The sequence below is a fragment of the Paenibacillus sp. J23TS9 genome, assembly GCF_018403225.1.
Classification (GTDB): Bacteria; Bacillota; Bacilli; order Paenibacillales; family Paenibacillaceae; genus Paenibacillus_AQ.
Genome location: NZ_BOSG01000001.1, coordinates 1826994 through 1840323, shown reverse-complemented (window position 1 = coordinate 1840323; position 13330 = coordinate 1826994). Strand labels below are relative to the sequence as shown.

Below are 13330 nucleotides of genomic sequence, written 5' to 3'. Positions count from 1 at the left end.
GCGGTGACACTAAGGCAATGGCAGCATTAAAAAGACTTCTAATCGGGCGGCCTCTGAAATCGACCCAACTGGGAGAACAAAAACTTAATAAAAAAAAGGCGTTGGCAATACTTTCCTCTGACGCCTTATCATCCGTTGCTTATGGACCGGAACAAATCCTGTTGGTTTTGATCACGGTAAGCACGGCAGCATTCTGGTATTCGATACCCATTGGGATCGGAGTATTGGTTTTATTAACGGCTCTGATTCTTTCATACCGTCAAATCATCTTTGCTTATCCGCATGGCGGGGGAGCCTATGTCGTATCCAAGCAGAACCTGGGGGTTTATTCTGGGCTGGTTGCGGGTGGCTCTTTGTTGGTCGATTATATTTTGACAGTTGCCGTCAGCGTGTCGGCGGGCACAGACGCATTAACTTCGGCTTTCCCTGCCCTGCATGAGCATACGGTGGCTATTGCCGTAATTTTTGTCATTCTGATTACGATATTGAATTTAAGGGGTGTAACCGAGTCTGCATCTATCTTGGCCTACCCGGTATATTTATTCGCATTTGCATTATTCATCCTGATTGGGGTAGGTATGTACAACATTATGACGGGACATGTGTCTCCCGAATTACATGCTCCGATTGGGACGCCGGTTGCCGGCATCAGCTTGTTTTTACTCTTAAAAGCATTCGCATCAGGCAGCTCGGCTCTTACAGGGGTTGAAGCGATATCGAATGCTATACCCAACTTTAAAGATCCTGGACCCAAAAATGCGGCCAAAACGTTAATGGCCATGGGAATCCTGCTTGCCCTGTTGTTCTCGGGTATCGTTTTCCTTGCTTATTATTTAGGTATCTCGCCTAATGCTCATGAAACGGTAGTATCTCAAATTGCCAAGCAGACCTTCGGCCGGCATTTTATGTACTTCTTTATTCAGGGAACGACCGCCTTAATTCTGATCCTTGCAGCCAATACGGGATATTCAGCTTTCCCCCTGCTTGCGGTCAATCTTGCCAAGGATAAGTTTATTCCAAGAATGTTCACTGTCCGGGGAGATCGTCTCGGGTATTCGAATGGCATTATCATCCTGGGATTATTATCGATCGTCCTGATTATTGCGTTCCACGGACAAACCGAGCATCTGATTCCATTATATGCGGTGGGTGTATTCATTCCATTTACCCTTTCACAGACGGGCATGATGGTCAAATGGATTCGCGAAAAACCGGCAGGCTGGGTCCCTAAACTGATTATTAATACGATAGGAGCGCTTATCAGCTTTACGGTTTCCATCATGTTCTTTATGACCAAATTTTCGCAGGTTTGGCCTGTACTGATATTCTTGCCGCTGATCGTTTATCTTTTTCACCGCATTAAGAAGCATTATGAAGCAGTTGGTGAACAATTACGACTTGCCACTTGTGAGCAAGCTGTCCCGATTGAAGGTAATGTCGTCATTCTGCCCGTGTCCGGCATCACACACGTTGTCGAGCATTCCTTGAATTATGCGAAGTCACTGTCAGCCGATCAGATCATCGCCGTTTACATTCCTTTTGAAAGAGAAGAAGAGACACGGTTCGAGGAAAAATGGAACCAGTGGAGACCCGATGTACGTCTTGTGACTTTGCATTCTCCTTACCGGAGCATCATTCATCCTCTAAGCAAATTTATCGATACGGTGCACCGGAAAGCCAGTGAATCCCATTATCAAGTGACGGTGATTATTCCACAGTTTATTCCTAAGAAAAGCTGGCAAAATCTGCTGCATAACCAGACAAGTTTTATGATTCGCGCCTATTTGCTTTATCGCAAGGACGTCATCGTAACGACTGTTCCGTATCACCTGAAAAAATAACGACAACATTACAGAAACCCTGTCGGCAAACGCTGTCAGGGTTTTTTTCGTTGTATGCAAGTTTCAAAGATCTTATCTGTCATGTATTTGAATGAATATCCAGGAATGGAATCATAATAGCAGGAAGAATGCCTTCACAAAGAGATGACCACAATGATGAAGCGAGTGATGTTGCTTGAAATGGATATCAATGGCGTGTCTCCTGTTCAAACTTCTGCAGGACCAAGACGGAGATCAGGATCATGGCATGCTGACCATTACCCATGAGGGGAAATCCATTTCCAGTCTGAAACGGGATGCACATAATACTTTGGTGTTTCCTCTGCTGGATATGGAAAAGTATAACCAATGGGTGAACGAATTGGACCTGAAAACATATAAGGAACCAATAAACGCCCGAATTGACGGTAACGGACAAATTGTCTCCGGTCAAAATGGGTACATGCTTAACCGAAGAGAGCTTCTTAAACGGTACTATGCATACCTCTACAGCGGTGGAACAGCTTCTATAGAAGCACCTATGTATCCGGTGTATCCGAAGGTAGATACGGAACTGCTGGCTTCGCTGCGGGCAAAACCAATCGGTTATTATGTAACGTATTACAACGCCAATAATACAGATCGTTCTCATAATATCGCTTTGGCAGCCAAGGCGATTGACAGTACCGTCATATTTCCTGGAGAATCCTTCTCCTTTAATCGAGTGGTCGGGATTCGAACGGCGGGAAGGGGGTACAGGAGGGCAACAGTCATCGTGCGTGGAGAATTATCTGAAGGCGTAGGTGGAGGTATCTGTCAAGTATCCTCAACTCTATTTAACGCGGTCGATCGGGCAGGATTACATATTGTAAAGAGATATTCGCACAGCCGCCACGTTCCCTATGTTCCTCCGGGAAGAGATGCGACCGTAAGCTGGGGGGGCCCGGACTTTGAATTTAATAATGCTTATAACCAGCCTGTACTGATCCGGGCATATGCAGGTAACGGAAGTATGGCCGTCTCCATTTTTTCATCTGATGTGATCGAATATCTCCCCAAAAAGGTACCAAGCATTTCTTATCAACTCCCTGAAGAAGTACGTGATATACCGCCGTTACCTAACCCAGTGAACGGAGAATGAACAAAAAACATATCCTATTGAAAGCTCATAGTATCGTTTTTTAAAATCGACAGCAGCACGACAAGAGCGCTAGCTGCTGATATAATTTAGCTTGGGAGAAAATTCCCTTTGGATTAGGAAAAATTAAAAGCATGTTTACTAAATATTAGGGAGAATGTCTATGATGAATAAAATTGGACAAGTGATGTTGTATGTAAACAACCAGGATGAGTCAGTGGATTTTTGGACGAAAAAATTAGGATTTCATATCGTTTCCGAAGAAAATAACGGTCACATGAGATGGATTGAAATTGCTCCAACAGAGGGAGCGGAAACAAGCATCATACTCCACAGCAAAGAATTCGTTGCTAAAATGTCTCCTGAATTAAATTTGGGAACGCCTTCTTTGATGTTTTTTGCGGATAACCTAGACGAGCTGCATAGCAGCTTATCTAATAAAAATATCAAGGTGGGTGATATCGTAAATCTCCCTACCGGCAGAGTATTTAACTTTGCGGACAATGAAGAAAATTACTTTGCTGTTCTGGAAAAATCTAACTAAGACAGTCACAGCTTTGAATGAAACAAGGGCACCAGCAATGCGTTTATGTATATCGTCGTTGAATAAAGCCTCTCCCGTGTCGGGAGAGGCTTTAATATGTTCAGCAATGCGAGCTCTATGCTATCTGCGATATACTCGGATCGGCAAGGAAGTGAGCGTTTGTCCGGCAGCAGAAGGCGTGAGGTTCGCTTCCAGATTGAAACCTTGGACCGGTTCAATCCTCTCAAAATGATTCATGAACAGCCCTAGTCCGATGTTGGCCTCGAGCCGCGCAAGCGGAGCGCCTAGACAAAAATGAGGACCATTGCCGAAGGTCAAATGCTTTTTATTGTTAGCACGGTGAATGTTTAAGGTGAAAGGATCCTCAAACATCTCTTGGTCCATATTGGCAGCACTCATCCAGGCTACAACGACATCGCCCTTTTTTAATTCCACACCGAGCACGTTGTTATCCTGCTTCACCGTCCGGTCCATTTTTGCGATATGAAAACGGTAACGCAGCATTTCTTCCACCGCGCCAGGAAGCAGCTCACGGTTCGATTGTATTTCGGTATAAATCTGATCGTTATCATATAAGAAGGAATAGAATGTGCTGGACAGCAGATGGCTTGTCGTTTCTATGCCTGCTCCCAGGATAAACATGGTCATCCGAACAATTTCATCATCTGTTAACCGTTCACCGTCTACCTCCGCCTGAATCAGGTCAGAGATAATATCATCGGCAAGATTCGTTCTCTTCAGAATCACGTGGGGAAGGAGGTAGCTGTAGTAATTTTTGGCAGCCTGCCGCTTTAGTTCCTGAACATCTTCGATATGATCCATAGGGAGCGGAAGGAAAAGATGGTCGACCCATTCTTTAAACAAGAACCGATCCTCAGGTGGAACACCCAGCAGTTCAGCTATCACGATCGTAGGCAGTGCGCCCGAAAAGCTTTTGACGATATCAATGACGGGCTCGTCACCCATATCCTCAATTAACTGGCTGACTACTTCATGGATACGAGGCTCCCACAGCTTTAAGCTTCTTGGCGTAAAAGCAGCAGAGAGCAGGCTGCGGCTTTTACGGTGATCCGGAGGATCTGAGTTCAAATTTACTCGGCCTGAATTATGATGCCCCTCCTCATTATCTGCTCCGACACTGATCGTTGTGCGGGTTCGCACACTGGAAAAGTACTCATAATCGCTTAAAACTCTCTTGACATCCTCATACCGGAACACATTCCACGAATTCGTTGCTTCATTGTAGCTGATCGGTTCATGTTCTAAATGGTGTCTGTACCAATCAAAGGGATTAAACTCCTCCGCAGCTGATCGAAACTGGGTGATTTCAGCTAAAGAGATAATTTCCTCTTGCATAATATTCACTCCCGTTTTTTTGATATGGTGAATACTTATCCGATTGCCATATGTCAATCGTATCATACGGAAAATTGGGAAACCACTTTCGAACGACCCATGACAAAAGGTCTGTGCTGCGTGAATTTTATATTTTTTTGTAATTACATGCCAAGCGTCTATATTTCATGCTGAAAGGACCCGATGGTAAAAAGCTGTTCATTAATATTCGCAATATGTTAGGTGATCTCGACAATATGAAACCTTTACATTTATAATTATGTTGATTTGTGACATTTTAGAAAGACATCAAATAAAAACATGATTGTCATTTTGTTATTTTCTAGAAGAAAATGTTTGCAAAAGTGGAGGAGTTGGACATGCAGGAATATGAATATGAATTTGCAGATTTTATTTACTATACTCCCGCGGAACTGGATAAGGAAGCTCGAATATGGCCAGTCCGGGCGGGTCGGAGTTTGGGTAAACCCAATTACAAAGTAGGGCCGAAAAGGATCGAAAGCTACAGCCTCCACTTCTTGCAAGAGGGAATGATCCGGCTTGAATTCGGCGACAAATGGATTGATCTGCAGCAAGGTGACCTGTTTTGTTTGTATCCGGGTCAAACCTACTGCTATTACAGACTTCCCTCGGATTCGACGCTTCGGATGAACTGGCTCGCGCTTGATGGAGAAAGGGTCCAGCCTTTATTGGAGATGGCGGGAATTACGCCTGAAAGACCGTTTCGTCAAAAGGCTATTTCCTCCCGTGTGAAAGAACATGCCGAAAAAGTAATTGATGAATTGGAAGATGTTGTAAAGCGGAACCCGGCGAACGCGCTCAAGCTGCAAAGTCTCGTTTGCGCACTGATGGCCGAGCTCATGCCAGTTACCGTCGATTCCCCTGTAGCAGAACCTTCAGGGTGGATTGATGAATGTATGGAATTTATGGAGCTGCATGCCTCAGAGGGGATATCCGTACAGCAGGTCGCTGCTTTTGCAGGGGTTCACCGCTCTTATTTCTCCAATATGTTTGCCTGTCAGGTCGGGATGCCTCCGCTTAAGTACCTTCAGAAAATCCGCATGGTCAAAGCGAAACGATTGTTACAGGAAACGGATGCGACCGTTACAGAGATTGCACTTTCTCTTGGGTATCCCAACTTGTACTCGTTCACCAGGGCTTTCAAAATTTACTACAAGGTAAGTCCACTTATCATTCGGAAACAAAGGTGAGAGTAGACCGCATGACGTGTAAAACGTAAGCGCTTGCAACTATCTTTATCCATTAGATTCAATAAATTCTTTTGCGAGGAGCTCCCTATATGAAGCTTTCAACTCTTCGAAGATGGTTTTCGCCCCAAACTACCATGCAGGGAAAAATATTTATCGCATTCGGTCTGATCACTTTTCTGTCCATCGTCTCCGTTACCGGAATCGTCTATGTGAACATGCGCGATACGATCAAGCATAACGCGGTTACTTCCGTATCGGACAGTATTCGCCAGGCGGACGAATCCCTCAATATCATGCTGGAGGAGATCGATCGGTTGAACACGGTTGTCGTGACCAACAAAAATACGGTGATCGATACAATCATGAGCCCGAATGAGGAGATTAGCTATGAATGGTTTCAGGAACAAAAGCGAATCACTGAATTTTTATCGGTTCTGATCAACTATAAACCTTACATTTCTCGGGTTGCCGTTGTCGGTCTGAACGGTAAAGTATTCTTTACAGGTGGTCCTTGGATGGACCGTACCGTCCTTGGGACACCCATGCTAAATTACATGCTGCAAAACGGCTCACGCCATGCTTATTTTAAACCTAAAGGAGCGGCGGATGCCATTACTGTGGGACGTGAGATCCGTTATAACCGCGAGACAGTGGGCATTGTCATGGTCGATTTGGACTACGAATTCATAAAAAAAACGTATGGTGTAAAACCGACTGCAGATAGCATGCTGTATGTTCTTGATGAGCAGAATGGATATGTTTATCAATCCGAGTCTGCACCATCCTCATTTGCGCCTTCCCTGGAAAAGGTTGTCGATCTCAAACGGAAACTTGCAGGGCAGGGCGGTGTAGTGGAACAAGAAATCAATGGAAGATCCTACATCGTCGTCAGCCGCCTATCCGAATATACAGGCTGGAGCACACTGGCGCTGATTCCGCTGGACTCCCTGCTCAGCGAGTCCACCCGAATCCGCAATTTGATGGCCGAGGTAGCGATCATTGTCTTCATCATCATTCTGATTGGCTCCCACCAGGTCTCATCCCGTACAACCCTGAATATTCGCAGGCTTAGATCCATGATGATGCAGGTTAAGGACGGTAATTTATCATTTCCTAAAACGGAGATCAAAACCAAAGACGAAATCGGTCAGCTATATCGTGTTTTTATTAGCATGGTTGATGAATTGAAGCGGTTGATGGAAGGCATACGAAAGAGCGAGAAGAAGAAACGCGAGGCGGAGCTGACGGCGCTGCAGGCGCAAATTCGCCCGCATTTTCTATATAATTCGCTGAACACGATCAAATATTTGGCTAAATTGAATGGTGTGCCCAATATTGAGGAAGTTTCCGGCTCCTTAATCGAGCTTATGAGGGGGTTACTGGGGAACTCCAATGAATTTTTAACGCTCCAGGAAGAACTTGACTATGTGTTCAGCTATGTTTCCATCGTGAAATACAAATATATGGAGCCGATTCAGGTGCATACGCAGATCGAAGACCAATCGCTGCTTGAATGCAAGGTGCTGAAGCTCATGCTGCAGCCCCTCGTAGAGAATGCCATTATGCACGGGATCGGTCCATCCGATAATGGCGGGCAAGTGTTGATACGGGTATATGAGGAGGATCAGGACGTACTCATCGAAGTCATCGACAACGGTAAAGGCATGGAGCAGGAGCAGATGGACGCCCTGCTGGGAAGCTTGGACCGGGAAGACGCCACTTCGCGTTTCAGCAGCATGGGCATCCGCAACGCGCATGAACGGATCGTCAGGATGTTTGGCGAACCATATGGTTTAAGCCTGCACAGCGAGCCGGGATTGTACACGAAGGTTGAGATCCGGTTTCCGAAAATACATCATGCGGAGACATCCGCCCAAGAGGTGGTCTAGACATGTTCAAGGTTCTTTTGATCGATGATGAGCCGTTGATCAGTAACGTGATCCGAACGTTATTCGACTGGAAAAAACATGGATTCGAGTTCGTCGGCGAAGCCTACAGCGGAGAAACGGCATTACAGATGATGGAGGATTCGCTGCCTCATATTGCCATCATCGACGTCAATATGCCGGAAATGAGCGGCGTTGAGCTTCAAGGCATCATACGGACACGGCATCCGTCCGTCAAGACGATCATGCTGAGCAGCTACGACGATTACGATTACGTACGCGAATGCATGCGGAACGGGGCAATCGACTATTTGCTCAAGCACCGGCTGGACGAGGCGCTTCTTTTGAACGTATTGAACAAGGCCGTGATGGACTTGCAGCAAGAAAACCAGGCGAAGGAAGGGCAGCTGGCGAGCAAGAAAATGGCCGATACGCTAAGGCCCGTATTCATACGGGAGCATATTGCCGACCTCGTGAGAGGCAGGGACGATGAAAACTCCACAATGGCGGGCTCAAGTCTGCTGGAAGGCTTGTATCCGGAAGCGGTCCGATTTGTTGCGGCAGCCGTTCAGATTAACCCTTTTTTGCTGCTTACCGCATCCTACAGCGACATGCAAACAAACCGGTTGGTGCAGCAGGCGGTAGACCTGATGCAGCAAAGCTTGGGCGATATTCATGAACGAACGGCCGCCTACGTGGAGAACGGACGGCTGGTCGTCGTGTTCGCATTCAAGGAACGCAGCGAGCATGCCGCTACCGGTGAAGCACAGCGATGGATGGCCAGGGTTCATCATTCCCTTGAGTTGATGTTAAACCTGAAATCATCGTATGCGATCGGACACCCTTGCGCCGGTTTGGCCCAGTTAGGCGACAGCTACGCGTCGGCCGTGAAAGCACTCGATGCTTCACCATCCGCAGCCGCGAAAGCCGTGCAGGATTCGGAAGGGATTCAAGCGCAGCGAACGGGTCGGGAAACAGCCTATTCTCAGCAGCTGCATATGGCTCCGACCATCGAGGATCAGAAGGAATTGATCCTAGCGATCGAAAGCTTGGACCAGGGAAGACTGCATCGCCTGATCGCCTCGGTGTTCGCAGCCGTCCGTCATCTGCCGTATCATGCGCCTGCGGTACAGATGGCGGCAAGCGAACTTCTGCACACGGCCGACAAGGCATTAAGAAAATCCATGCCGCTGCATTCGGTGGAAGCCGCCATGAAGGAACTCCCGCCGCGTGGCGATTTGGGCAGAATCGGCAGCATCGGGGAATTGGAGCAGTGGCTGCAAGCCTACTTCGATCTGATGCTTCTATGGCTTAAACAGCAGCGGGTGAAGGGCAATTACTCCCGTCATGTATCCCAGGCGATTCATTTAGTATTGGAGCGTTACCAGGGCTATATCACGTTGGAGCTCGCGGCTGGCGCTATCGGTCTGAATCCATCCTACTTAAGCCGGCTATTCAAGGAGGAAACCGAGCTCACCTTCTCCGAATACGTGAACAAGGTCCGCATTGATGCGGGACGCAAACTTTTGGAAAGCGGACAGTACTCAGTCAAGCAAATCAGCAGCCAGGTGGGATTTTCGACATATAATTACTTCTTCAAGGTGTTCAAGGAACGCATCGGAATGACGCCTCAAGCTTATTTGAACAGCCTCCGTACGGGAGGGAAATCCGAAACCGTAAAATATGTGGAGTAAATAGTCATATTATTAGAATTTGCTGCCACGACAGGTGAACTATAATACTCACATGCACTAGGGGAAACGCTTACAAAGGTTCCTAATTATATATAAACGGAGGTCATTGATTCATGTCCAAACACTGGGCTAGAGGTGCGCTGAGCACGGCGCTCATCTCGGCATTATTACTCGCAGGTTGCGGTTCCAATAGCGAAAAAGGAGCCGAATCCAAAAACACTGAGGGTTCATCTGAAACAACTGTCAGCGCGTCCGGATTTCCGCTGACGAAAGATTCTATTACTCTGAAAATGTTCACCCGAATTGCTCCCGTCAACGGCGCGTTCAAGGATATGCCCGTTTTCCAGGATTACGAGAAAATGAGCAACGTCCATGTGGAATTCACCGAAGCGCCGACGGACGGCTTTCAGGAAAAGAAAAATCTCCTGTTTGCATCCAACGAGCTGCCTGACGCTTTTTACCGGTCGGGGATTTCGCAGCTGGAAGCAACCCGCTACGGTGCGGCTGGCCAATTGATTCCGCTGGAAGATTTGATCGAGAAATATGCTCCCAACCTCAAGAAACTGATGGAGGAATATCCGGAGATCCGCTCGGGCATCACGACGCCGGAAGGTCACATTTATGCGATCCCGGGTATCGTCACGCTGGACGCCGCCCGTACAGACAAAAAATGGATCAACCAGGCGTGGCTCAAGAAGCTGAACATGGACATACCGGTAACGACTGATGATCTGTACAACGTCCTGGTCGCCTTCCGCGATAAAGATCCGAACGGGAACGGCAAAAAAGACGAACTTCCGATGACCGCACGTGCTCCGGTACCAGGTCAAGGATTGCCAATCGTCAATATGATGAGCGGTTCGTTCGGTCTCGACCAGCAGCTAGGCTACAACATCAATCTGGTAAACGACAAGGTCGAAATTTGGATGGGTAATGATCGGAACAAAGAAATGCTTCAGTATTTGAACAAGCTTTACAAGGAAAAACTGCTAGATCCCGATATGTTCTCGCAGAAGGAAGCGGACTACCTGGCGAAACAGTCATCGGGGAACACAGGCTTTTTCTTTGACCAGACGAACAATGTATTCATGCCGATCAAGGATCAATACACGGGCATCGCACCGTTCAAAGGCCCGCATGGCGACCAGATGCAAAGCCAGGGCGCGCCAATCGCCCGGGACTTCGGAGCCTTTGCCATCACCTCTGCGAACAAGAATCCGGAACTCACGATGCGCTGGATCGATTACTTCTACAGCGACGAAGGCTCTACGATGCTGCGTTTCGGCAGGGAAGGCGAGAACTACGAAATGAAGGACGGCATTCCTTACTATACGGAAGCTTTCCTCGCATCGGGCGATCAAGGTAAAATCACGCCGTACGCCGGCGGAGGAGCTCCTCATCTCATCAGCGATAAAGTGGCCTCTTTCATCAATCCTCCGCAGGTTCAGGAAGCGCAGGACAAGCTGACGCCGTTCATGCCGAAGGTACGCTACGCATCCCCGATGTTCGATGAGAATACCGCTCAGGAAGTCAACGTCCTGCGGAATGACATCGACAAATATTACGAAGAGCAAAGCACGAAATTCATCGCAGGAGCCCTCAGCTTCGATAAGTGGGACGAATTCCAATCCACGCTTAAAAAGATGAAGATCGACAAACTGCAGGACCTGTATCAGCAAGCCTACGACAAGATGAAAAAATAATAGACATCATACGATTTCACGCATTCGTTAGGAGTAGATGCTTATGAAGAGTACTCAAGTCCGCACAAATGCTGCGCTGTCCCGGAAAATTCCGGGACAGCGGGGCCGTGTGTGGAGACAGATGGTTAAACGGTCAGATCTGTATCTTATGCTGCTGCTGCCCATCGCCTGGTATTTGATTTTCCATTACGGGCCGATGTACGGACTGCAAATTGCCTTCAAAAACTTTAATCCAGCCAAGGGTATCATAGGCAGCAGTTGGGTCGGTTTCGACCACTTCGTACGTTTTTTTGAGTCATTTTATTTCTGGAGGCTGCTCTGGAACACGTTAGCGATTAATCTGTTCTCGCTGCTCATCGCATTCCCGATTTCGATCCTGCTTGCACTGATTGTCAATGAAATTCGCAGCAAGACCTTCAGTAAAATACTGCAAAACATTACGTTTATTCCGCATTTTATTTCCGTCGTCGTCATCGTCGGCATTCTGAATGTTTTCCTGTCGCCTACTACGGGGCCGATCAATTCGCTAATCGAAGCTCTCGGCGGTTCGCCGATCCGTTTTCTGGAGGAAGCCGGTTGGTTCAAGACCATTTTCATCGGCTCGAATATATGGCAAAACATGGGGTGGCAATCCATCATCTATATCGCGGCACTCAGTGGAGTGAATCCGCAGCTATATGAAGCGGCCAAGATGGACGGAGCTTCCAGGCTGCGTCGCGTGTGGCATATTTCCCTACCGGGTATCATACCCGTCATCGTCATTATGCTCATCCTGGATATTGGACATTTCATGGACATCGGTTTCGAGAAAATCCTGCTCATGCAAAATAATTTGAATATTGAATCAAGTGACGTAATTTCCACGTTCGTGTACACAACCGGTATTCTCAAAGGCGAATACAGCTACACAGCGGCGATCGGATTATTTAATTCGGCTATCAATCTGGTACTGTTGCTGCTTGTCAACCGATTCGCACGCAAAGTATCGGAGACCAGCTTATGGTAAAGGAGGAAAATGAGCATGTCTAATCAAGCTTCCATAAGCCGATCGTCGGATGAAAAGATATTCGACGCCGTAATATATACCATTGCTACACTCATCATTTTGATCGTGTTATATCCGCTCATTTTCGTGGTCAGCGCGTCATTCAGCGATCCGGCGAAAGTATTGAACGGGGAAGTATGGCTGCTGCCTAAAAACATTTCCTTTGATGCTTACACAAACATTCTGCATAATGGGAAAATATGGAATGGTTATACCAACACGATCATATATACGGTGGTTGGTACGATCGTCAATATCATCATGACCGTGTTAGCGGCGTATCCGCTGTCAAGACCGGATCTGCCCGGACGCAAGGTACTCATGGTGATCATAACGCTGACCATGTTTTTCGGAGGCGGACTTATTCCTTCGTATCTGCTCGTCAAAAATTTGGGACTGCTTGATACGATGTGGGCTTTGATCATTCCTGGGGCAATTGCGACATATAATCTGATCGTGATGCGGACTTACTTTCAAACCAGCATACCATGGGAATTGCAGGAAGCTGCCCATATCGACGGTTGTTCCAACTGGCGGCTGCTGCTGAACATTATCCTGCCTTTGTCCAAGCCAATCCTGGCTGTAATGGTTTTGTTTTATGCCGTTGGGCATTGGAACTCTTATTTTAATTCCTTGATCTACATCCGTAATGAAGCACGGTATCCACTTCAACTGGTGCTGAGAGAGATATTGCTGATCAGCCAGAGCGAAGCGGTCGACGCTAACGTCGGTTTGGAGAATAAAGTGCTGCTTGCGGAGAGCATCAAATATGCAGTTATTATGATCTCCAGTCTGCCTATATTGATTATGTATCCTTTTGTACAGCGGCATTTTGTTAAGGGTGTCATGATCGGGTCTATCAAAGGTTAGCACACATTCATAGACGTCTCGTATGAAATAACGACATTTAGTATCCTACCAACGGAGGTTTAT

General features: G+C 47.1%; 10 protein-coding genes. 9 read left to right on the top strand and 1 reads right to left on the bottom strand.

What is annotated here, in order from left to right; all coding sequences use genetic code 11:
- The first annotated feature begins 17 nt into the window (after window positions 1–17).
- The 3 genes from KJS65_RS08710 (at window position 18) to KJS65_RS08700 (ending at window position 3502) form a co-directional block, all read left to right on the top strand.
- Entirely contained in the window at window positions 18–1841 is a 1824-nt protein-coding gene (locus KJS65_RS08710) for an APC family permease (protein WP_213649471.1), read from the top strand.
- Window positions 1842–2016: 175 nt separating this feature from the next.
- On the top strand, window positions 2017–2961 hold the full coding sequence (locus tag KJS65_RS08705; protein WP_213649470.1) for a VanW family protein: 945 nt from the start codon (window positions 2017–2019) through the stop codon (window positions 2959–2961).
- Between the two features lie 160 nt (window positions 2962–3121).
- On the top strand, window positions 3122–3502 hold the full coding sequence (locus KJS65_RS08700) for a VOC family protein (RefSeq protein WP_213649469.1): 381 nt from the start codon (window positions 3122–3124) through the stop codon (window positions 3500–3502).
- Window positions 3503–3622: 120 nt separating this feature from the next.
- Here the strand turns inward: KJS65_RS08700 and KJS65_RS08695 are convergent, their stop codons facing one another.
- The gene (locus KJS65_RS08695; RefSeq protein WP_213649468.1) at window positions 3623–4858 is read right to left on the bottom strand and encodes a cytochrome P450; all 1236 of its coding nucleotides are present in this window, start codon (window positions 4856–4858) and stop codon (window positions 3623–3625) included.
- A gap of 359 nt (window positions 4859–5217) precedes the next feature.
- Here KJS65_RS08695 and KJS65_RS08690 point away from each other — a divergent pair, with 359 nt between their 5' ends.
- The 6 genes from KJS65_RS08690 to KJS65_RS08665 all read left to right on the top strand — a co-directional run bounded on the left by KJS65_RS08690 (window position 5218) and on the right by KJS65_RS08665 (window position 13267).
- On the top strand, window positions 5218–6069 hold the full coding sequence (locus tag KJS65_RS08690; protein ID WP_213649467.1) for an AraC family transcriptional regulator: 852 nt from the start codon (window positions 5218–5220) through the stop codon (window positions 6067–6069).
- An 89-nt stretch (window positions 6070–6158) separates the two neighbouring features.
- Window positions 6159–7958: a cache domain-containing sensor histidine kinase gene (locus KJS65_RS08685; protein ID WP_213649466.1), complete on the top strand. Its 1800-nt coding sequence runs from the start codon at window positions 6159–6161 to the stop codon at window positions 7956–7958.
- 2 nt (window positions 7959–7960) lie between these two features.
- A complete protein-coding gene (locus tag KJS65_RS08680) occupies window positions 7961–9649 on the top strand; it encodes a response regulator (RefSeq protein WP_213649465.1) in 1689 nt (562 codons plus the stop codon).
- 113 nt (window positions 9650–9762) lie between these two features.
- Complete coding sequence (locus tag KJS65_RS08675) at window positions 9763–11352, top strand: extracellular solute-binding protein (protein WP_213649464.1); 1590 nt, start codon at window positions 9763–9765, stop codon at window positions 11350–11352.
- Between the two features lie 43 nt (window positions 11353–11395).
- On the top strand, window positions 11396–12358 hold the full coding sequence (locus tag KJS65_RS08670) for an ABC transporter permease (RefSeq protein ID WP_244864444.1): 963 nt from the start codon (window positions 11396–11398) through the stop codon (window positions 12356–12358).
- 15 nt (window positions 12359–12373) lie between these two features.
- Window positions 12374–13267, top strand: coding sequence for a carbohydrate ABC transporter permease (locus KJS65_RS08665; RefSeq protein ID WP_213649462.1), 894 nt, complete (start codon window positions 12374–12376; stop codon window positions 13265–13267).
- Window positions 13268–13330 lie beyond the last annotated feature (63 nt).